Here is a 22,112-nt window from a genome sequence, read left to right on the forward strand (position 1 = left end):
CGCTCTTTACATCTCGGCGAGCGATGCCACGCCGCGATTGGCCAACTGATCGGCGCGCTCGTTTTCCGGGTGGCCATTGTGGCCGCGCACCCAGCGCCATTCAATCTCGTGTTGCGCGACGAGCGCATCGAGCCGCTTCCACAGATCGGCGTTCTTGACCGGCTGTTTCGCCGCGGTGACCCAGCCTTTCTTCTTCCAGCCGTGAATCCACTCGCTGATGCCTTTCTGTACGTACTGCGAGTCGGTGTGCACGATCGCCTTGCACGGGCGCTTCAACGCCTCGAGCGCGGAAATCACGCCCATCAGCTCCATGCGATTGTTGGTCGTGTTGGCCTCGCCGCCGAACAGTTCTTTTTCCTGGCTGCCGAAGCGCAGCAACGCGCCCCAGCCGCCAGGGCCGGGATTGCCCTTGCAGGCGCCGTCGGTATAGATGTCGATGTGATCTGGAGTCATTCGGTGTGGTTTCGTGTGTTCGGGGTGGCGGCGGGCGCGAGGCCTGCCGCGAGCACGGGCTTTTTCACTTTGAGCGGCCCGACGAGATGCATGCCGCGCACGCGCTTGATCGCCTTGATCATGTAGGTGGCGCCGAAAATCGGCCACCAGCGGTCGCCGGCGGCTTCCATGAAGCCGTAACGCGCGAGCCATTGATCGCTCGCGAGCGGCGGACGATAGCAGCCGAAGCGCCCGCGTTCAAGGTCGAAGCCGAGCAGCTTGATCCAGTCCTTCAGGCGCGTGAACGCGATCAGATCGACGGCGGAGGGCACGAACGGGCGGCCTGTCATCTTGCCGATCGACTGCCGTACTCCCCACAGCGACAACGAGTTGAAGCCGAGGATGATCAGTTGGCCTTCAGGCACCAGCACGCGTTCGGCTTCGCGCAGCAGCCGGTGCGGGTCGCTGGTGAATTCGAGCGTATGCGGCATCACGAGCAGGTCGACGCTTTGCGCTTCGAACGGCAGATCGAGCAGGTCGCACCAGACCGCGCTGCGCCCGGCCGGCGCGTGCAGACCAGGGGCGCCTCGCGCGGCGTTCGCGCGGTTGTCGTCGCCAGCGTTGCCCGCGCTGCTGATGCCGCTCACGCTGCCACGACGTGCCCAGCGCGGATACGTGTACGGCGCGCTCGCGCCGCTCGCCGCGTCGAGCACGAGGCCGCGGCACGGCATGCGGTTCTCGCGCAGCGCGTCGAGCTGCGGCAGGCCGAGTTGCAGCGCATGATAGCCGAACACGTCCGACACCACGCGATCGAGCTGGGTTTGCTCCCAGTCGAGCACGTAGCGGCCTGGCGGCGAATCGGTCCAGGCGGGCCAGTCTATAATCGCTCGGTCAGTCATATTAAAAATGCGTCGCCTATGAATGCGCTCGAGTACGTACCGGTCCCGGCGTTTGAAGACAATTACATCTGGGTCATTGCCGACGGACACCACGCGGTCGTCGTCGATCCGGGCGAAGCCGCCCCTGTGCGCGCCTGTCTGGCCCAACGAGGCTGGCGGCTGAGCGCTATTTTACTCACGCACCATCATCAAGACCACGTCGGCGGGGTGGCCGATCTGCTGAACGGCCAGGACGTGCCGGTCTACGGCCCCGCCGGCGAAGCGATCGCGCACCTGACACATCGTCTCAAGAGTGGCGATCACGTGACGATCGCTGCACCCGCACTTGAATTCAGTGTGCTCGACGTGCCCGGACACACGAGCGGACACATCGCCTATTTCCAGGCGGCCGATACGCGCGGCACGCCGCACGTGTTTTGCGGCGACACACTGTTCGCGTGCGGTTGCGGGCGCCTTTTCGAAGGCACGCCGCAGCAGATGCTGAATTCGCTCGATGCGCTCGCCGCGCTGCCCGGCGCAACCGAAGTGCATTGCGCACACGAATACACGCTGTCGAACATTCGCTTCGCGCTCGCTTGCGAGCCGCACAATGCCGAACTGCAGGCGTGGCGCGACAAGGCGAACGAGTTGCGCGCCCGCCACCAGCCGACGCTGCCGACCACGATCGCGCACGAGCTCGCGGTCAATCCGTTCCTGCGCGCAGGCGAGCCGGCGATCCAGTCGAACCTCGAAGCACGATTGCACGAAACGGTGTCTGACCGGCTGAAGGCCTTCACATTGATGCGCGAATGGAAGAACCGCTTCCGTTGATCCGGAGCGCATTCGGCGGTTCTTCACGCGATGAATCGGAAAAATTCGCCAAGCCCCAGATTTGGTTGATTTTTTTCTTGATTTTCCAATTGACGGAAACGTTGACGTTTCGTACTATCGGCTGCAAATTCCAGCCCTTGTGGAAACCGAGACGTTCATGCGATTTATCTTAAGTGCGTTATTGGTCCTGACACTCGCCGCGTGCGCGAGTCAGGGACCGACGACGAATACCGCCACTAACCCCGCCAGCCAGCAGGCCGTAGCCGACGCCCTTCGCAAGAACGCCACCGCTAAAGAAACCATCAACGTCGACCAGAGCTCCGTCAATCAGTTGACGAGCCAGGACGCCGATCTGTGGGGCCGCATTCGCCGTGGCTTCCAGATGCCGGACCTGCAGAGCGACCTCGTCGACATGCAGCTGAACTGGTATCTGCAGCGTCCCGATTACGTGCAGCGCATGACCGAGCGCTCGCAGAAATACCTGTATCACATCGTCGAGGAACTTGAGTCGCGCCATATGCCGACCGAGCTCGCGCTCTTGCCGTTCATCGAGTCTGCATATAGCCCGCAGGCTTTGTCGGTCGCCAAGGCTGCGGGTATGTGGCAGTTCATGCCGGGCACGGGCCGGACCTACAACCTGAAGCAGAACATGTGGCAGGACGAGCGCCGCGACGTGCTTGCGTCGACCAGTGCCGCGCTCGACTACCTGTCGAACCTGCACGACATGTTCGGCGACTGGCAGCTCGCGCTCGCTGCGTATAACTGGGGCGAGGGCAACGTGCAGCGCGCGATCGCGCGCAACGAGGCGGCGGGTCTGCCGACCGACTACATGAGCCTGCGTCTGCCGAACGAAACGCGCAACTACGTGCCGAAGCTGCAAGCGGTCAAGAACCTCGTGATGAACCCGCAGATGTACGGGCTCACCCTGCCGTCTATTCCGAACCACCCGTACTTCGTGACGGTCACGACCTCGCACGACATCGACGTCGACGTCGCCGCGCGGCTCGCCAACATGTCGACGGACGAGTTCCGTTCGCTGAACCCGTCGTTCAGGAAGCCGGTGATTCTCGGCGCGACGCAGCCGCAGATTCTGTTGCCTTTCGACAACGCGTCCGCGTTCGAGCGCAATCTGAAAACGTACTCGGGCTCGCTGTCGTCCTGGACCACCTACACGGTCGACGCACGCGCGACGCCCGCGGCGATCGCACAGAAGATCGGCGTCGACCCCGACACGCTGATGGAAGTGAACAAGATTCCGGTCGGTATGCGCCTGAAGCCGGGCTCGACGATCGTCGTTCCGCGCGGCTCGGACGACGACGAGGACATCAGCGCCGACGTCGCCGAAAGCGCGGTGCTCGCGATGGAACCCGACGTACCCGACACGCGCAAGATGCTGATCCGCGTGCGTCGCAATCAGTCGATGGCGGCCATCGCGGTGCGCTACGGCGTGTCGGTCGGTCAGCTGAAGGCGTGGAACAGGACGCATCGCGATCAGGTTTCGCGCGGCCAGGTGATCGTGCTGCACGTGCCGGTCGGCAAGCCGGTACCCAGCGAGCCGGGTCCGGAAAAGATCGCCGCCGACGTGCAAGGCGGCAGTGTGCAGAAGATTGGCGTCCACGTCGCAGACACACACGGTGAATCGCGCTACGATAAGAAGAAAGGGCGCGGCCACTCCGCCATCGTCAAGGTCTCCGAGCCGGGCGGCAAGGGTAACAAGGCGGCGGCGCCCGTTGCCAGCAAGGGCAAGGTCGAGAAGGTCTCGGCCTCGGAGCCCGGCAAGGCGTCGAAGGCCGCGGCTGAGAGCCGCCCGAAGACCGTGGCCAACGCGAAGAAGAAGGGTAAATAGACCAATAGCGGCTCTCACGGTAGTGACCACATGCGTTGCGGGGGCAGCGCATGGATTGCGCTCCGATCACGTACCGTGTTCATCCAACGCCGTCACCTCAGGGTGACGGCGTTTTTCATTGCGCGGACGATTCCTGCGCGTTTGCGGTATTTACTTTATTGTTCGTGCTTCGGCCGCGTTGGCCGCGGGGTGCCGGTCCGTCCTGATCCGTCCGAACCTCGGGAAAGGTTCTTGAGGTCATTTCCAGGTTTACTTCCTGATTTATGTCGTCGACCCAACTGCGCGTCTTTCTGCTTTTTTCCGCCGGCTACTTCGTCTCTTACGTGTTTCGCGGCGTCAATCTTGGTTTCGCGCCGTTCATCACGCGCGATCTCGGTCTGTCAGCCGCCGATCTGGGTGTGCTGACGAGTCTGTATTTCCTCGGTTTCGCGGGCGCGCAGATCCCCGCTGGCGTGCTGCTCGATCACTTCGGCGCGCGTCGCGTGACGTCCGTCACGCTGCTTTTTGCCGCGCTCGGCATCTGGGTATTCGGCGCCGCGCACAGTCTCGGCATGATGATGGTCGGGCGGCTGCTGATCGGCGTTGGCGTGTCGGTATGTCTCGGCGCCGCGTTCAAGGCGCTCGCGCAGCATTTTCCGGTGGCGCGTTTGCCATTGATGAACGGGCTTGTAATGGCGATCGGCGGTTTCGGCGGCGTGATGGTCGGTTCGCCGCTCACGTGGGTGCTCGGTTTTTCCAGCTGGCGCCCGGTTTGCGTCGGACTCGGTGTGCTGACGGTAGCGGTTGCGCTCGCGCAATGGACGCTCGCTCCGGACGCGCGCGAAACGCATCGCCAGGCGAGCATCGTCGCGCAGTTCAAGGGTACGTGGCACATCCTGCGCAGCGCGGCATTCTGGAAAATCGCGTCGTTCTCGGTCGTTACGCAAGGCGTCTTCTACGCGATGCAGTCGTTGTGGGTCGGAGCATGGCTGCGCGACGTACAAGGCTTCGAGCCGCACCAGGCGGCGGCGCTCGTGTCGATTCTCGGCTTCGCGATGATGGCCGGCTGCGTCGGTTTCGGCGCGGCGGCGCGTAGTCTCGAGCGGCGCGGCCTCTCGCTGTACGCGTTCTGCGGCATCGGCATGGCGCTATATGTGCTGACGCAGATGCTTATCATGTTTAACGCGCCGTTGCCGGCGAGCCTGTTGTGGGCCGCCTACGGCATCTTCGGCGGCACCGGGATTCTGAGCTACGCGGTGATGGCGCGGCATTTCCCGCCGCAGATGATCGGCCGGGTCAACACGACGCTGACGCTAGTTATTTTTCTGCTGATCTTCGGTTTCCAGATCGGCGTTGGCGCGGTGCTGTCGCACTGGCCGGCGAGCGGCGGGCATTACCCGGCGCTCGCGCATCTGAGCGCGTGGGAAATCCTCGTCGCGCTGCAGGTGCTGAGTGCGATCTGGTACGTGTTGCCGGGTCGGCAGCTTGCCCGTTCGGGCGAGATGCGCGCGGAACAGGAGGCCTGAACGGCCGCGCCAGGCCTTGCGTCGGACCCGGAGGAGCCGCTACGGCGGTTCGGTCCCCGTCACAATAGTGGTGTCTCGACAGAACCGCATGGACAGGCGTGGCAAGTACCTGGCGACGCGGCCCGGCAAGGCTTTGAAGGTCCGCCCAGGCACGTCGCCTCAACGCCTCGTCCTATCTCCCATTTGGAGGGAACAGTGGATTCAGGCTATAATTTGAAGGTTTGAGCTTATCCACCCGCACCCTAGCGCCTACCTCCCCCATACCGTTCATCCGCCGCGCGCCATTGGCGTAGCAAGAAGGGCTCCACACCCAGCCGAGTCGTCCACACAATGGACCCATCGCGCCCCTTGCAGCGTCACCGGCAGCTCGCGAGCGAGTCTGCGCGCGCATCCACGATGTGTTTCGCTGCGGCTTGCAATTGGATAGACAGGTGGCAACAGGGTGTTCCCCCAAGGAGTCTCCCGTGTTGCCGTCATTTTCTCCCGCTCTACTCGCGCTCGCCGACGGCACGGTCTTTCGTGGTTATTCGATCGGCGCCCCCGGGCATACCATCGGTGAAGTCGTGTTCAACACTGCCATCACCGGCTATCAGGAAATCCTGACTGACCCGAGCTACGCGCGCCAGATCGTGACCCTCACGTACCCGCATATCGGCAACGTCGGCGTGAACGCCGAAGACGTCGAAGCGACGAAAGTCCATGCCGCCGGCCTGATCATCCGTGATCTGCCGGTTCTCGCTTCGAACTTCCGCATGGAGGGCACGCTCCCGCAATATCTGCAGGACGAAGGCGTGGTCGCCATCGCCGGCATCGACACCCGCAAGCTGACCCGCCTCCTGCGCGACAAGGGCGCGCAAAACGGCGCGATCCTCGCTGGCTCCGACGACGAAGCGAAGGCCATCGAACTCGCGCGCTCGTTCCCAGGCCTCGCCGGCATGGACCTCGCGAAGGTCGTGTCGACCCAGGAAACCTACGAGTGGACCAAAACCGAATGGCGTCTCGGCACGGGCTATGGCGAGCAGAAAGCGCCGACGTACCGCGTGGTCGCATTCGACTACGGCGTCAAGCAGAACATCCTGCGCATGCTGGCCGAGCGCGGCTGCCATGTCACCGTGCTGCCGGCGCAAGCGAGCGCCGCTGACGCGCTCGAACTCAACCCCGACGGCGTGTTCCTGTCGAACGGCCCGGGCGACCCTGAGCCGTGCGACTACGCGATCGCGGCGACCAGGGAGTTCATCGAGCGCGGCATTCCGACCTTCGGCATCTGCCTGGGCCACCAGATCATGGGCCTCGCGGTCGGCGCGAAGACGATGAAGATGAAGACCGGCCATCACGGCGCGAACCATCCGGTCAAGGATCTCGAAGACGGCCGCGTGGTGATCACGTCGCAGAACCATGGTTTCGCGGTCGATGCCGACACGCTGCCCGCCAACGCGCGCGTGACCCACGTGTCGCTGTTCGACGGCACGCTGCAGGGCTTCGCGCTGACCGACAAGCCGGCGTTCTGCTTCCAGGGCCACCCGGAAGCATCGCCCGGTCCGAACGACATCGCGTACCTGTTCGACCGCTTCACCGCGTTGATGGACGCGCACAAGAACGGCAAGAGCGCAGCGGCTTGAAGTAGTACAGGCCGGCCGCAGGGGCCAGCCGGAAACGGCTCGCGGCGGCCGCCGCAGCCCGCGGCGCTACGCGGCGGGCATGCCGCGAAACAGCGCGCGCAACGTGAAAACGGCGCGCGCCGACGGAAAGAATTCAGGAATACATTAGCGAGAGCGTTATGCCCAAGCGGACAGACATCAAGAGCATCCTCATCATCGGCGCGGGTCCGATCATCATCGGTCAGGCGTGCGAGTTCGATTATTCGGGCGCGCAGGCATGCAAGGCGCTGCGTGAGGAAGGCTACAAGGTCATTCTCGTCAACAGCAATCCGGCGACGATCATGACCGACCCGAACACGGCCGACGTGACCTATATCGAGCCGATCACGTGGGAAGTGGTCGAGCGCATCATCGCGAAGGAGCGCCCGGACGCGATCCTGCCGACGATGGGCGGCCAGACCGCGCTGAACTGCGCGCTCGACCTGCACGCGCACGGCGTGCTGGCGAAGTACGAGGTCGAGCTGATCGGCGCATCGCCGGAAGCGATCGACAAGGCGGAAGACCGCCAGAAGTTCAAGGACGCGATGACCAAGATCGGCCTCGGTTCGGCCAAGTCGGGCACCGCGCATTCGATGGAAGAAGCGCTGCAGGTGCAGGCGAAGATCGCCGCGGAAACTGGCAGCGGCGGCTATCCGGTCGTGATCCGTCCGTCGTTCACGCTGGGCGGCTCGGGCGGCGGCATCGCGTACAACCGCGACGAGTTCGAAGAGATCTGCAAGCGTGGGCTCGACCTGTCGCCGACGCGCGAACTGCTGATCGAAGAGTCGCTGCTCGGCTGGAAAGAGTACGAGATGGAAGTGGTCCGCGACAAGGCGGATAACTGCATCATCGTCTGCTCGATCGAAAACCTCGACCCGATGGGCATCCATACCGGCGACTCGATCACCGTCGCGCCGGCGCAGACCCTGACCGACAAGGAATACCAGATTCTGCGTAACGCGTCGCTCGCGGTGCTGCGCGAGATCGGCGTCGACACGGGCGGCTCGAACGTGCAGTTCTCGATCAATCCGGAAGACGGCCGGATGATCGTGATCGAAATGAACCCGCGCGTGTCGCGTTCGTCGGCGCTGGCGTCGAAGGCAACCGGCTTCCCGATCGCGAAGGTGGCGGCGAAGCTCGCGGTCGGCTACACGCTGGATGAACTCAAGAACGAAATTACCGGCGGCCAGACCCCGGCCTCGTTCGAACCGACGATCGACTACGTCGTCACGAAGATCCCGCGTTTCGCGTTCGAGAAATTCCGTGAAGCCGATTCGCGCCTGACCACGCAGATGAAGTCGGTCGGCGAAGTGATGGCGATTGGCCGCACGTTCCAGGAGTCGTTCCAGAAGGCGCTGCGCGGCCTCGAAGTCGGCGTCGACGGTCTCGATGAAAAGACCGCCAATCGCGATGAGATCATCCGCGAGATCGGCGAAGCTGGTCCGGATCGCATCTGGTATGTTGGCGACGCGTTCCGTGTGGGCATGAGCGCGCAAGAGATCTTCGAGGAAACCGCGATCGACCCGTGGTTCCTCGCGCAGATCGAACAGATCGTGCTGAAGGAAAAGGCGCTGGCAGGCCGCGCGCTGGCGAGCCTGACGAAGGAGGAGCTGAAGTATCTGAAACAGAGCGGCTTCTCGGATCGTCGTCTGGCCAAGCTGCTCGGCGCGAAGCCGGCGGACGTGCGCGCGCGTCGTATCGAGTTGAACGTGCGTCCGGTGTATAAGCGCGTCGACACCTGCGCGGCCGAGTTCGCAACCAGGACCGCGTACATGTACTCGACGTACGAGGAAGAGTGCGAAGCGAATCCGACCAGCAACAGGAAGATCATGGTGCTGGGCGGCGGCCCGAACCGGATCGGCCAGGGTATCGAGTTCGACTACTGCTGCGTGCATGCCGCGCTCGCGATGCGCGAGGACGGCTATGAAACGATCATGGTCAACTGCAACCCCGAAACCGTGTCGACCGACTACGACACCTCCGACCGTCTGTACTTCGAATCGCTGACGCTCGAAGACGTGCTCGAAATCGTCGACAAGGAAAAGCCCGTCGGCGTGATCGTGCAGTACGGCGGCCAGACGCCGCTGAAGCTCGCGCTCGACCTCGAGGCGAACGGTGTGCCGATCATCGGTACGTCGCCGGACATGATCGACGCGGCCGAAGACCGCGAGCGCTTCCAGAAGCTGCTGCAGGACCTCGGTCTGCGCCAGCCGCCGAACCGCACCGCGCGCGCCGAAGACGAAGCACTGAAGCTCGCCGACGAAATCGGCTATCCGCTCGTCGTGCGTCCGTCGTACGTGCTGGGCGGCCGCGCGATGGAAATCGTCCACGAGCCGCGAGATCTCGAGCGCTATATGCGCGAGGCGGTGAAGGTGTCGAACGACTCGCCGGTGCTGCTCGACCGCTTCCTGAACGACGCGATCGAATGCGACGTGGATTGCATTTCCGATGGCGATGCCGTGTTCATTGGCGGCGTGATGGAGCACATCGAACAGGCGGGCGTGCACTCGGGCGACTCGGCCTGCTCGCTGCCGCCGTATTCGCTATCGAGGGCGACCATCGCCGAACTGAAGCGCCAGACCGCTGCGATGGCGAAGGCGCTGAACGTGGTCGGCCTGATGAACGTGCAGTTCGCGATCCAGCAGGTACCGCAGGCTGACGGCTCGAAGGACGACATCATCTACGTGCTCGAAGTGAACCCGCGCGCGTCGCGCACGGTGCCGTACGTGTCGAAGGCGACCAGCCTGCCGCTCGCGAAGATCGCAGCGCGCGCGATGGTCGGCCAGAAGCTCGCCGCGCAAGGCGTGACGAAGGAAGTCGAGCCGCCGTACTTCAGCGTGAAGGAAGCGGTGTTCCCGTTCGTCAAGTTCCCGGCGGTCGACCCGGTGCTCGGACCTGAAATGCGTTCGACCGGCGAAGTGATGGGCGTCGGCCAGACGTTCGGCGAGGCTCTGTTCAAGTCACAGCTCGCGGCGGGTTCGCGTCTGCCCGAATCGGGCACGGTGCTGCTGACCGTGATGGACGCCGACAAACCGAAGGCAGTCGAAGTCGCGCGCATGCTGCACGAGCTCGGCTACCCGATCGTCGCGACCAAGGGCACGGCTGCCGCGATCGAAGCGGCCGGCGTGCCAGTCAAGGTCGTCAACAAGGTGAAGGACGGCCGTCCGCACATCGTCGACATGATCAAGAACGGCGAGATCGCGCTCGTCTTCACGACCGTCGACGAAACGCGCGCGGCGATCGCCGATTCGCGTTCGATCCGCATGAGCGCGCAGGCGAACAAGGTCACCTACTACACGACGATGTCGGGCGCACGCGCGGCGGTGGAGGGTCTTCGTTATCTGAAGAACCTGGAAGTCTATGATTTACAAGGACTCCATGCTCGCCTAAACTAAGGCTTCGACTAGCTGTCCAAGATGTAAGTGCCGCGGTTAAGCGGCGTTCCGCAGGTGCTGCGGCCCGGGTTTGTCCACGGGCGGCGGCTTTCGCGGAATGCACTTAACCGCGGTGATTTTTTTTATGGCCGTTTTTTGCCTCCAGAGTTGTTTATGAGCACTATTCCATTGACGAAGCGCGGCGCAGACATGCTGCGCGATGAATTGCAGCGCCTGAAATCGGTTGAACGTCCGGCCGTGATCAACTCGATCGCGGAAGCGCGCGCCCAGGGCGATCTGTCGGAAAACGCGGAATACGACGCTGCGAAGGAAAAGCAGGGCTTCATCGAAGGCCGTATCGCCGAAATCGAGTCGAAGCTCGCGGGCGCGCAGGTGATCGATCCGTCGCAAGTGGAAGCGGACGGCCGCGTGGTGTTTGGCGCGACGCTCGAGCTCGAAGACCTCGAGTCGGGTGCGTCGGTCAAATACCAGATCGTCGGCGACGACGAAGCGGACATCGACCACGGCCTGATCTCGATCAGCTCGCCGATCGCGCGTGCGCTGATCGGCAAGTCGGAAGGCGACGTCGCGTCGGTGCAAGCGCCGGGCGGCGTGCGCGAATACGAAATCATCGCGGTCAGCTACATCTAAGGGTGGCGCCGGTGTCTTTGATGCCGCATCGTTTTTTCCGCCTGTTGACGGTGGTGTGGGTCGGTAGTCTGTTGACTATCGGCTATGCGGTTGCGCCCGTGCTGTTCACGACGCTCGACCGGATGACGGCGGGCGCCGTCGCCGCGCAGCTGTTTCGTATTCAGGGTGTGATTGGCGTCGTGTGCGGCATTTTGCTGCTCGGTCTCGCCAATTTGCTCGTGCGGCGCGGGAGTGGCGCATATCGCCGCTTGCGCTGGCTGCTCGCCGGTATGCTCGTATGCGTGCTGGTTGGCTATTTCGCGTTGCAGCCGTTCATGAACGCGATGCGCGTGGCGGCGCTCGAGGCGGGCAGCGACATCGGGCATTCCGTTTATGCGACGCGCTTCGGCATCCTGCATGGCGTGTCCAGTCTGTTCTACCTGATCGAGAGCCTGCTAGGGGTTGCGCTCGTTTGGCTGCTGCCGGCGCCTGTTGGTGCCGCGGCCGAGGAAGAGGGCGCGCGCGGCGTCACGGGCAAGGTGCCGGGCTGAAGCTCGCGGGTGGCTGATGGTGTGACGGTGCGCGTGCCATGGCCGCCGGGTCGATGCCGATGCCCGCGATGAACCTCACGTTGCGACGAATCGTCGCGATTCCGGTGGCCAACTACGGTTCATTCGCGCTGCTTCGGGCCTCGCGCTCAAGGCCGCCAATGCGCAATGCGGAGTCGGTCCCACCTTGGGCGCGTGTTCTCTTACTTCGACTGATGCGAACGCTTTGCGCTGGTTTGACGCTTCTTCGCGCGCTTGATGTTGCCGCCCTGCGTCACGCGTTCATTGCCGCGCACCAGCACCGCTTTCGCTCGCGGCTTGCGCATCGGCACGTCGGTCGGCTTGGCGACCTTGACGATGCGGGGTGCGCGTCCCTTGGCCGGCCGGGTTTCTTCGGCTGCCGCTTCGCGGGCGCTCGGCAACGCGCCGCGCTTCGCTTTTGCCGCCGGCTGTGCCGATTCTGGCTTCCAGATCACGAGCAGCTTGCCGATATGCTGGATCGGTGCAGCGTTCAGCGCGTCGCAGATTTCTTCGTAGATAGCGATGCGCTCCTCGCGCTCCTCGCCGAACACGCGAATTTTGATCAGTTGATGCGCGGCGAGGTGCACCTTGATTTCGGCGAGCACAGCGTCGGTCAAGCCTTCGGCGCCGACGAGCACGACCGGTTTGAGCGCATGTGCCTGGGAGCGCAACTCGGCGCGTTGGTCGGAAGAGACTTTGAGGGCTGGCATGGAAAGTGGAAGACTCGACTAAAATGGCGGCTCCTGCGTTTTCGTCCGATCGCCGAGCGATTCGGGCGACTCGATTCAGCAGGGCGCGCGTCAGAACAACAGAATCGCGGATCGCCGCCAGTCTGGCGGGGGCCGCGCGAATTAACCGCGTATTATCCCCTAAAGCGCGACCCGACGCAGCAATAGTTAAATCTTTAATGGCAAAAAACAAGTTCAATACCGCGTGGCTGCACGACCACATCAACGATCCGTACGTCAAAATGGCGCAGCGGGAAGGTTATCGCGCCCGCGCGGCCTACAAACTCAAGGAAATCGACGAGCAGGACAAGCTGATCCGTCCCGGGCAGGTGATCGTCGACCTCGGTTCCTCGCCGGGCAGCTGGAGCCAGTACGTGCGCAACAAGCTCGCGGACGGCTCGCAGCGCAACGCGGAGCGCGAAGGTGGCATCGACGGCACGATCATCGCTTTGGACATTCTGCCGATGGAGCCGGTGGCCGACGTGCACTTCATCCAGGGCGATTTCCGCGAAGACTCGGTGCTGGTCCAGCTCGAAGAATTGGTCGGTGCGCGCCAGGTAGACCTTGTAATTTCGGATATGGCGCCCAACCTGTCGGGCGTGGCGATCGCGGATGCGGCGCGGATCGAGCATTTATGCGATCTCGCGCTCGAATTCGCGCAAAATCACCTGAAGCCGGATGGTGCCCTTTTAGTCAAATGCTTTCATGGCAGCGGATATAGTCAGATTGTCGAAAAGTTCAAACGCCAATTCAAGGTGGTGGCGGCCCGCAAGCCGAAGGCGTCGCGGGATAAATCGTCAGAAACATTTATTTTGGGTAAGCATCTGAAGCGTCCCGCATAGGGATGCGGCGAGCCGGTTCCATCTCTGCCAATAATTAGCCCGATGCGTCCGGAGACGGGCGTCAAGCCGGCCCGCTACCCTATTTCCGTGGTAGTGAAACCTTATGGCAGGGGTCTGCGGACTGGATTAGAATGCTTTCGTGGTGCCGCAAGGCAAATGTAGGCGCCCGTCTAAGTGAAGGAGTGGTGCTTTGAACAACAATATGTTTTCGAAAGCAGCAGTGTGGCTGGTGATCGCACTGGTGCTGTTTACGGTGTTCAAGCAGTTCGACAAGCCCCGTGTCCAGGAAGGCGTTTCCTATTCGCAGTTCATGGACGACGCGAAGAACGGCAAAGTCAAGAACGTCATTGTCCAGGGGCGGAACCTCACGGTCACTCCAGCAGACGGCCAGAAGTACCAGATCGTGTCGCCCGGCGACATCTGGATGGTCGGCGATCTGATGAAGTATGGCGTACAGGTGAGCGGCAAGGCTGACGACGAACCCAATGCACTGATGTCCGTGCTGTATTACCTCGGACCGACGATCCTGATCATCGGTTTCTGGTTTTACATGATGCGACAGATGCAGGGGGGCGGCAAAGGCGGGGCCTTCTCGTTTGGCAAGTCGCGCGCGCGACTGATCGACGAGAACAACAACGCAATCAATTTCACCGACGTCGCCGGTTGCGACGAAGCCAAGGAAGAAGTGTCGGAACTCGTCGACTTCCTGCGCGATCCGCAGAAATTCCAGAAGCTCGGTGGTCGTATTCCGCGCGGCGTGCTGCTCGTTGGCCCGCCGGGAACCGGTAAGACGCTGCTCGCGCGCGCCATCGCCGGCGAGGCGAAGGTGCCGTTCTTCAGCATTTCAGGTTCAGATTTCGTGGAAATGTTCGTCGGCGTCGGCGCGGCTCGCGTGCGCGACATGTTCGAGCAGGCCAAGAAGCACGCGCCGTGTATCGTGTTCATCGACGAAATCGACGCGGTCGGCCGTCATCGAGGCGCCGGCATGGGCGGCGGTAACGACGAGCGCGAACAGACGCTGAACCAGATGCTCGTCGAAATGGACGGCTTCGAGGCGAACTCGGGCGTCATCGTGATCGCCGCGACGAACCGTTCGGATGTGCTCGACAAGGCGCTGTTGCGTCCGGGCCGTTTCGACCGTCAGGTGTACGTGGGTCTGCCCGATATTCGCGGCCGCGAGCACATCATGAAGGTGCACCTGCGCAAGGTGCCGATCTCGAACGACGTCGATGCGGCAGTGATCGCGCGCGGCACGCCGGGTTTCTCGGGCGCAGATCTCGCAAACCTCGTCAACGAAGCAGCACTGTTCGCGGCGCGCCGCGGCAAGCGCATCGTCGAAATGACGGACTTCGAGGACGCGAAGGACAAGATCTTCATGGGTCCGGAGCGCAAGTCGGCTGTGATCCGCGAAGAATCGAAGCGTGCTACCGCGTATCATGAATCGGGTCACGCGGTGATCGCGAAGCTGTTGCCGAAGGCCGATCCGGTGCACAAGGTCACGATCATTCCGCGCGGCCGTGCGCTGGGCGTCACATGGCAGTTGCCGGAGCATGACAACGAAACGTACTCGAAGGAATATCTGCTCGACCGTCTTGCCATCCTGTTCGGTGGCCGCGTCGCGGAAGAGCTGTTCCTGAACCTGATCAGCACCGGTGCGTCGGACGACTTCAACAAGGCGACGCAGACGGCTCGCGCAATGGTTGCCCGCTTCGGCATGACGGATGCGCTCGGACCGATGGTCTATGTCGACGACGAGAACGACGCTTCGCCGTTCGGCCGAGGCTTCACGCGGACCATTTCGGAAGCGACGCAACAGAAGGTCGACGCGGAAATCCGTCATGTGCTGGACGAGCAGTACAATCTCGCACGGCGCCTGCTCGAAGAGAACCGCGACAAGGTCGAAGCGATGACCGCCGCACTGATGGAGTGGGAGACGATCGACGCCGATCAGATCAACGACATCATGGCAGGCCGTCCGCCGCGTTCGCCGAAGAGCTCGCCGCCGTCGGCAAGCGACGCCTCGTCGGGCGGCAGCCCGGGCACCGAAGTCAAGCCGGGCAGCGCAACCGCGCCGGCCTGATCGGCAGCCAGTAGAAAGTGCGGGCCGGTGTGCTACACACCGGCCCGTTTTGCATTTATCCGTTCCAAGTGAAGCATTGCTACGTGTCGAAAGTCGATTCTTCTTCCGTACCCCTTCCAGAGCCGCTGCAGTGTGGCCGCTTCAAGCTGACGTTCGAACGCCCGTTGGTCATGGGCATCCTGAACGTCACTCCCGATTCCTTTTCCGATGGCGGCAAGTTCGCGACGCGCGGCGATGCGCTGCGCCAGGCCGAGCGCATGATGCTCGAGGGCGCGGACATCATCGATATCGGCGGGGAATCGACGCGTCCTGGCGCGCCGCCGGTGCCGCTCGACGAAGAGCTGGAGCGCGTGTTGCCGCTCGTCGAGCAACTGCGTGGCGCGAACGTGCCATTGTCGGTTGATACGTACAAGCCGGAAGTGATGCGTCATGCGTTGAACGCGGGCGCCGACCTGATCAACGACATCTGGGGCTTCCGCACGCCCGGCGCGATCGACGCGGTGCGCGACAGCGACTGCGGCCTTTGTGTCATGCATATGCTAGGTGAGCCGCAGACCATGCAGCTGGGCGAGCCGCACTATGACGACGTCGTCGGCGAAGTGCGCCACTTCCTCGAGGAGCGTGTCGCGACGTTGCAGCAGGCGGGGATTGCGCGCGAGCGTATCAGCGTCGATCCGGGTTTCGGCTTCGGCAAGGTCGTCGTCGAGCATAACTACGCGCTGCTCGCGCATCTGCGCGACACGGCCCCGCGCGCCGCTTCGCCGTATCCGATTCTTGCGGGCATGTCGCGCAAGTCGATGGTTGGCGCGGTGACGGGGCGGCCGGCGCCGGAGCGCGTGGCCGGCAGCATCGCCGCGGCGGTGTGCGCGGCCGAACGGGGCGCCGCGATTCTGCGCGTACACGACGTCGCGCAAACAGTCGATGCATTGAAAGTATGGGCAACCCTGCGCGACGCGGACAAGCAGAGCCGCGCGCACGGTTGAACCCGCAGCCACGGACAGGGAGAACAAACATGGCACGTCGTTACTTCGGAACGGACGGCATTCGAGGCAAGGTCGGCGAAGGCCCGATTACGCCGGAATTCGTGTTGCGGCTCGGCTATGCGGCCGGCAAGGTGCTCGCGGGCGCCGATCAATGGGCGAAAACAGGCACCCGTCCGACCGTGCTGATCGGCAAGGACACGCGGGTGTCGGGCTACATGCTCGAAGCCGCGCTCGAATCGGGCTTTTCGGCCGCCGGCGTCGACGTGATGCTGGCCGGCCCGATGCCGACACCCGGCATCGCCTATCTGACGCGCGCACTGCGGCTTGCCGCGGGTGTCGTGATCAGCGCATCGCACAACCCGTACTACGACAACGGCATCAAGTTCTTCTCGGCCGACGGCAACAAGCTGCCGGACGACGTCGAGGCGCAGATCGAGGAGCAGCTCGAACTGCCGCTCGCGTGCGCGGCCTCCGAGCAACTGGGCAAAGCGCGCCGTCTCGATGACGCAGGTGGCCGCTACATCGAGTTCTGCAAGAGCACGTTCCCGGCCGCGTACGACCTGCGCGGCATGAAGCTCGTCGTCGATTGCGCGCATGGCGCCGCGTACGACGTCGCGCCGCACGTGTTCCATGAGCTCGGCGCGGAAGTGATCCCGATCGGCGTCTCGCCGAACGGCTTCAATATCAACGACGGCGTCGGCGCGACCGCGCCGGATGCGCTGGTTCGCGCGGTGCGCGCGAACCACGCGGACCTCGGTATCGCGCTCGATGGCGACGCCGACCGTCTGCAGGTCGTCGACGAGTCTGGCCGCCTTTTCAACGGCGACGAGCTGTTGTACGTGCTGGTCAAGGACCGTATCGCGACCGCCGGCCACGTGGAAGGAGCGGTCGGCACGCTGATGACCAACATGGCCGTGGAGGTCGCGCTGCAGAATGCCGGCGTCAAGTTCGTGCGCGCCGCGGTCGGCGACCGCTATGTGCTCGAACAGCTTCGCGAGCACGGCTGGCAGCTCGGCGCCGAAGGTTCAGGCCACATCCTGTCACTTGATCGCCATTCGACCGGCGACGGCATCGTGTCCGCTCTGCTCGTGCTGGCGGCGATGCAGCGCAGCGGCAAATCGCTCACGGATCTGCTCGACGGTGTCACCCTGTTTCCGCAGAAGCTGATCAACGTGCGCATGAAGCCCGGCTCGGACTGGAAGGGCAGCGAGACGATCCGCAGTGCGATCAAGGTGGCCGAAGGCGCGCTCGACGGCCGCGGCCGCGTGCTGATCCGCGCGTCGGGCACCGAGCCGGTACTGCGCGTGATGGTGGAGGCGCAGAACGTCGCGGACGCGCTCGAGCATTCTGAAGCGATTGCCGAAGCCGTGCGGGTAGCGACGGCCTGATCGATTCCCGAGTCGACGGCGGGCGGTGGCGACCGCTTGCCGCCTGCCTGAGCGTCGCAAGCAGAAGATTCAGCGGGCTCCATAAACTGGGCGGCCGGGCTTTCACACCCAACGAAGGCTCATTCCTCACCCCATCGAATCCACTCCGCAGCCGCCAAAAGGACGGCACATCCCGCACAAAAACGTCCTCCGCGCGCAGCGCAAACGTTCGCGCCCCATCTTTTTTGTCTACCTCGAAAAATGCGATGCAACGGGCATCGGCACAGCGGCAATTCGGCGGCTTCGGCACCTTTCACGGGGTAATATTACTGTCACATCTGATTCATTATCAGTCACGTTTTTGTCATAAAGAGACCCTAAGCTTCGCGGTGTTCGAGTTTCACGCTCACACCACACGCTCACACCCCCTTGGAGGTCTCATGAAATTGATGCAAACCGTGTTCGCTGGCGTCGCTGGCGCGCTCTTCGCAATCGCAGCGCAAGCCGCAGACATCACCGGCGCGGGCAGCACGTTCGCGGCACCGATTTACACGAAGTGGGCCGACGCTTATCAGAAGACTGGCGGCGGCAAGGTTAACTACCAAGGCATCGGTTCGTCGGGCGGCATCAAGCAGATCGAGGCGAAGACCGTCGATTTCGCAGGGTCGGACGCTCCGCTGAAGGACGACGAACTCGCGAAGGCAGGCCTCTTCCAGTTCCCGACGGTGGTCGGCGGCGTGGTGCCGGCAGTCAACGTGCCGGGCGTCAAGCCGGGCGAACTGGTGCTGTCGGGTGAAGTGCTCGGTGACATCTACCTGGGCAAGATCAAGAAGTGGAACGACCCGGCAATCGTCGCGCTGAACCCGAAGGTCAAGCTGCCGGATCTGGACATCGCCGTGGTGCGCCGCGCCGACGGTTCGGGCACCAGCTTCATCTGGACGAACTACCTGTCGAAGGTCAACCCGGAATGGAAGACGAAGGTCGGTGAAGGTGCGACGGTCAACTGGCCGACCGGCACGGGCGGCAAGGGCAACGACGGCGTCGCGGCTTTCGTGCAGCGTCTGCCGGGCGCGATCGGTTACGTCGAATGGGCGTACGCCAAGCAGAACCACATGAACTACGTCGCGATGAAGAACGAATCCGGCGCGGTGGTTCAGCCGGAGACCGACACGTTCAAGGCAGCGGCGGCTGGCGCCGACTGGTCGAAGTCGTTCTATCAGATCCTGACGAACGAGCCGGGCAAGAACGCATGGCCGATCGTCGGCGCGACGTTCGTGCTGCTGCACACGACGCAGGACAAGGCACCGCAAGGCTCGGAAACGCTGAAGTTCTTCGACTGGGCGTTCAAGAACGGCGGCCAGGCTGCGAACGATCTGGACTACATCTCGCTGCCGCAGTCGGTCGTCTCGGAAATCCGCACGCAGTGGAAGCAGAAGGTCAAGGATTCGGCAGGCAAGACGCTCGCCGAGTAACAGGCGTAAGCTGGCGCGGTCGATCTGGGCCGCGCCCTGTAGCACCCCGGCCGTCCTCGTGCGAGGACGGCCTGTGACTTTCACGCGGCATGCGCCGCATGCATCACCGACCGCCCGACATGTGTCGTCCGGCAACTGGAAACAGGTCCCTCAGGCTCTCATGTCCGATATTCATTTAGCGTCCGGCACGAGCCGGGCCACTCCGCCTGGCCGCGCGTCGCAGCAAAAAGCGCCTGGCCGCTCGGGCGATGTGATCTTCGGCGGCCTCGCACGCCTTTCCGCCATCGTCACGCTGCTGCTGCTCGGCGGCATCATCGTGTCGCTGATCGTCGCCTCGATGCCGTCGATTCGCGAGTTCGGTCTCGCGTTCCTGTGGACAGCGGTGTGGGATCCACCCAGCAACCAATTCGGCGCGCTCGTGCCGATCTACGGCACTCTCGCGACGTCGATCATCGCTCTGCTCATCGCGGTGCCCGTCAGCTTCGGTATCGCGCTGTTTCTGACCGAACTGTCGCCCGCGTGGCTGCGCCGGCCGCTCGGCATCGCGATCGAGCTGCTCGCCGCGATTCCGTCGATCGTGTACGGCATGTGGGGTCTGCTCGTGTTCGCGCCGATCTTCGCGGTGTGGTTCCAGAAGCCGCTAGGCGCGGTGCTCGGCGGCATTCCGATCGTCGGCGCGCTGTTCGCCGGTCCGCCGATCGGCATCGGCATTCTGTGCGCGGGGGTGATCCTTGCGATCATGATCATCCCGTACATCGCAGCGGTGATGCGCGACGTGTTCGAAGTAACGCCGGTGCTGCTGAAGGAATCGGCGTACGGTATCGGCTGCACGACGTGGGAAGTGATGTGGAAGATCGTGCTGCCGTTCACCAAGAGCGGTGTGATCGGCGGCATCATGCTCGGCCTCGGCCGCGCGCTGGGTGAGACGATGGCGGTCACGTTCGTGATCGGCAACACCAACCTGCTCGACAATATTTCGCTGTTTTCGCCGGGCAACAGCATTACGTCCGCGCTCGCCAACGAGTTCGCGGAAGCGGAGCCGGGCCTGCATACGTCGGCGCTGATGGAGCTCGGCCTGATCCTGTTCGTGATTACATTCATCGTGCTGGCGATTTCGAAAATCATGCTGCTGCGTCTCGAGAAAGGGGAGGGCGCGAAATGAGCGGGCCGTCCCTGAACATGCCGGGTCTGAAGGACGCCGCGACGCTCGAAACGATGCGCGTGCGTCTGCAAGGGCGCCGTCGCATGACCAACGCGCTTGCGCTGACGCTGTCGCTCGCGGCGATGGCGTTCGGCCTGCTGTGGCTCGTGTGGATTCTCTATACGACGCTGCGTCTCGGTATCGGTGGTCTGTCGGTCGAGCTGTTCACGCAGTCGACGCCGCCGCCGAACACCGATGGCGGCGGTCTCGCCAACGCGATCGTCGGCAGCCTGTTGCTGGTCGGGCTCGCGACCTTCGTCGGCACGCCGATCGGCATCATGGCGGGCGTCTATCTCGCCGAATACGGCCAGAAAGGCTGGCTCGCGAACCTCACGCGCTTCATCAACGACATCCTGCTGTCGGCGCCGTCGATCGTCATCGGTCTGTTCGTCTACGCGCTCGTCGTCGTGAAGATGGGCCACTTCAGCGGCTGGGCCGGCGTGCTCTCGCTGGCGCTGCTGCAGATTCCGATCGTGATTCGCACGACCGAAAACATGCTGAAGCTCGTGCCGAATGCGATGCGTGAAGCCGCGTTCGCGCTCGGCACGCCGAAGTGGAAGATGGTGCTGTCGATCACGCTGAAGGCGTCGATCGCGGGCATCGTCACCGGTGTGTTGCTCGGTGTCGCGCGAATTGCCGGCGAAACCGCACCGCTGCTCTTCACCGCTTTGTCGAACCAGTTCTTCTCGGTCGATATGGGTCAGCCGGTCGCGAACCTGCCGGTCACGATCTACAAGTTTGCGATGAGCCCGTTCGCGCAGTGGCAATCGCTCGCGTGGGCCGGCGTCTTTCTGATCACGCTCGCGGTGCTGGGACTGAACGTCCTCGCGCGCACGATCTTCTCGAACAAGTAAGGGCGGAGTGAATCCGATGAACATGGCAGAAACCCAACTCAATCCGATCGGGCACGCAGCCGCGCCCGCGGGCTCCGACCCCGAACACAGCGCTCAAGCGCAAACCCCGTCGCGTCCGAAGATCGAGGTCAAGGACCTCAACTTCTTCTACGGCAAGTATCACGCGCTGAAGAACATCAATCTGCAGATTCCCGAAGGCAAGGTGACCGCGTTCATCGGCCCGTCGGGCTGCGGCAAGTCCACGCTGCTGCGTACCTTCAACAAGATGTACGCGCTCTATCCGGAGCAGCGCGCGGAAGGCGAGATCGTGATGGACGGCGAAAACCTGCTGACCATGCGCCAGGACATTTCGCTGCTGCGCGCGCGCATCGGCATGGTGTTCCAGAAGCCGACGCCGTTCCCGATGTCGATCTACGACAACATCGCTTTCGGCGTGAAGATGTTCGAGAAGCTGTCACGCTCGGAAATGGACGACCGCGTCGAATGGGCGCTGACCAAGGCGGCGCTGTGGAACGAAGTGAAGGACAAGCTCGGCCAGAGCGGCTACGGTTTGTCGGGCGGCCAGCAGCAGCGTCTGTGCATCGCGCGCGGTATTGCAATTCGCCCCGAAGTGCTGCTGCTCGACGAGCCCTGCTCGGCGCTCGACCCGATTTCGACGGGCCGTATCGAAGAGCTGATCGCTGAACTCAAGAGCGACTACACGGTGGTGATCGTCACGCACAACATGCAGCAGGCGGCCCGCTGTTCGGACTACACTGCCTATATGTACCTCGGCGAACTGATCGAATTCGGCGACACCGAAAAGATCTTCATCAAGCCGGTCCGCAAGGAAACCGAGGACTACATCACTGGCCGCTTCGGCTAATCCGCCGGGCAATACAAC

18 protein-coding genes are annotated in these 22,112 nt (G+C 63.3%); 15 read left to right on the forward strand and 3 right to left on the reverse strand.

The window, feature by feature from the left end:
- Window positions 1-6: 6 nt before the first annotated feature.
- Window positions 7-453 carry a ribonuclease HI gene (rnhA, locus tag OKW35_RS32790; protein WP_184028269.1) on the reverse strand — a complete coding sequence of 149 codons (447 nt, stop codon included), beginning with the start codon at window positions 451-453 and terminating at the stop codon, window positions 7-9.
- Window positions 450-1,331 carry a class I SAM-dependent methyltransferase gene (locus OKW35_RS32795; protein WP_429554252.1) on the reverse strand — a complete coding sequence of 294 codons (882 nt, stop codon included), beginning with the start codon at window positions 1,329-1,331 and terminating at the stop codon, window positions 450-452. Before OKW35_RS32795 ends, rnhA begins: the two co-directional genes overlap by 4 nt.
- An 18-nt stretch (window positions 1,332-1,349) precedes the next feature.
- Between OKW35_RS32795 and gloB the strand changes: the two genes are divergently transcribed.
- From gloB to OKW35_RS32830, 7 genes are all read left to right on the forward strand, one after another.
- Entirely contained in the window at window positions 1,350-2,141 is a 792-nt protein-coding gene (gloB, locus tag OKW35_RS32800) for a hydroxyacylglutathione hydrolase (RefSeq protein WP_090801121.1), read from the forward strand.
- 157 nt (window positions 2,142-2,298) lie between these two features.
- Window positions 2,299-3,987: a transglycosylase SLT domain-containing protein gene (locus OKW35_RS32805; RefSeq protein ID WP_429554253.1), complete on the forward strand. Its 1,689-nt coding sequence runs from the start codon at window positions 2,299-2,301 to the stop codon at window positions 3,985-3,987.
- 263 nt (window positions 3,988-4,250) lie between these two features.
- Window positions 4,251-5,492, forward strand: coding sequence for an MFS transporter (locus OKW35_RS32810; RefSeq protein WP_429554254.1), 1,242 nt, complete (start codon window positions 4,251-4,253; stop codon window positions 5,490-5,492).
- 464 nt (window positions 5,493-5,956) lie between these two features.
- The gene (gene carA, locus OKW35_RS32815) at window positions 5,957-7,111 is read left to right on the forward strand and encodes a glutamine-hydrolyzing carbamoyl-phosphate synthase small subunit (protein WP_090801117.1); all 1,155 of its coding nucleotides are present in this window, start codon (window positions 5,957-5,959) and stop codon (window positions 7,109-7,111) included.
- A gap of 158 nt (window positions 7,112-7,269) precedes the next feature.
- Window positions 7,270-10,524 carry a carbamoyl-phosphate synthase large subunit gene (gene carB, locus OKW35_RS32820; protein ID WP_429554255.1) on the forward strand — a complete coding sequence of 1,085 codons (3,255 nt, stop codon included), beginning with the start codon at window positions 7,270-7,272 and terminating at the stop codon, window positions 10,522-10,524.
- A 153-nt stretch (window positions 10,525-10,677) separates the two neighbouring features.
- Window positions 10,678-11,154, forward strand: coding sequence for a transcription elongation factor GreA (gene greA / locus OKW35_RS32825; RefSeq protein ID WP_026225947.1), 477 nt, complete (start codon window positions 10,678-10,680; stop codon window positions 11,152-11,154).
- Window positions 11,155-11,174: 20 nt separating this feature from the next.
- On the forward strand, window positions 11,175-11,684 hold the full coding sequence (locus tag OKW35_RS32830) for a DUF4149 domain-containing protein (RefSeq protein WP_184061439.1): 510 nt from the start codon (window positions 11,175-11,177) through the stop codon (window positions 11,682-11,684).
- 200 nt (window positions 11,685-11,884) lie between these two features.
- On the opposite strand, the gene OKW35_RS32835 is transcribed toward OKW35_RS32830, so the two are convergent.
- Window positions 11,885-12,412, reverse strand: coding sequence for a YhbY family RNA-binding protein (locus OKW35_RS32835; RefSeq protein ID WP_429355889.1), 528 nt, complete (start codon window positions 12,410-12,412; stop codon window positions 11,885-11,887).
- Between the two features lie 197 nt (window positions 12,413-12,609).
- Here OKW35_RS32835 and OKW35_RS32840 point away from each other — a divergent pair, with 197 nt between their 5' ends.
- From OKW35_RS32840 to pstB, 8 genes are all read left to right on the forward strand, one after another.
- Window positions 12,610-13,272 carry an RlmE family RNA methyltransferase gene (locus OKW35_RS32840; RefSeq protein WP_429554256.1) on the forward strand — a complete coding sequence of 221 codons (663 nt, stop codon included), beginning with the start codon at window positions 12,610-12,612 and terminating at the stop codon, window positions 13,270-13,272.
- A 190-nt stretch (window positions 13,273-13,462) separates the two neighbouring features.
- The gene (ftsH, locus tag OKW35_RS32845) at window positions 13,463-15,352 is read left to right on the forward strand and encodes an ATP-dependent zinc metalloprotease FtsH (RefSeq protein ID WP_018421239.1); all 1,890 of its coding nucleotides are present in this window, start codon (window positions 13,463-13,465) and stop codon (window positions 15,350-15,352) included.
- An 83-nt stretch (window positions 15,353-15,435) separates the two neighbouring features.
- Window positions 15,436-16,335, forward strand: a complete 900-nt coding sequence (folP, locus tag OKW35_RS32850) for a dihydropteroate synthase (protein ID WP_429554257.1) — start codon at window positions 15,436-15,438, stop codon at window positions 16,333-16,335.
- 29 nt (window positions 16,336-16,364) lie between these two features.
- On the forward strand, window positions 16,365-17,723 hold the full coding sequence (glmM, locus tag OKW35_RS32855) for a phosphoglucosamine mutase (RefSeq protein WP_184061441.1): 1,359 nt from the start codon (window positions 16,365-16,367) through the stop codon (window positions 17,721-17,723).
- A gap of 419 nt (window positions 17,724-18,142) precedes the next feature.
- Complete coding sequence (gene pstS, locus OKW35_RS32860) at window positions 18,143-19,174, forward strand: phosphate ABC transporter substrate-binding protein PstS (protein ID WP_184061442.1); 1,032 nt, start codon at window positions 18,143-18,145, stop codon at window positions 19,172-19,174.
- 160 nt (window positions 19,175-19,334) lie between these two features.
- Window positions 19,335-20,336, forward strand: coding sequence for a phosphate ABC transporter permease PstC (gene pstC, locus OKW35_RS32865; protein WP_429404962.1), 1,002 nt, complete (start codon window positions 19,335-19,337; stop codon window positions 20,334-20,336).
- Complete coding sequence (gene pstA, locus OKW35_RS32870; RefSeq protein WP_090801102.1) at window positions 20,333-21,229, forward strand: phosphate ABC transporter permease PstA; 897 nt, start codon at window positions 20,333-20,335, stop codon at window positions 21,227-21,229. Before pstC ends, pstA begins: the two co-directional genes overlap by 4 nt.
- Before the next feature lie 16 nt (window positions 21,230-21,245).
- Window positions 21,246-22,094 carry a phosphate ABC transporter ATP-binding protein PstB gene (pstB, locus tag OKW35_RS32875; RefSeq protein WP_184061444.1) on the forward strand — a complete coding sequence of 283 codons (849 nt, stop codon included), beginning with the start codon at window positions 21,246-21,248 and terminating at the stop codon, window positions 22,092-22,094.
- Window positions 22,095-22,112: the final 18 nt, after the last annotated feature.

The sequence above is a fragment of the Paraburkholderia sp. MM5477-R1 genome, assembly GCF_050436385.1.
Classification (GTDB): domain Bacteria; phylum Pseudomonadota; class Gammaproteobacteria; order Burkholderiales; family Burkholderiaceae; genus Paraburkholderia; species Paraburkholderia tuberum.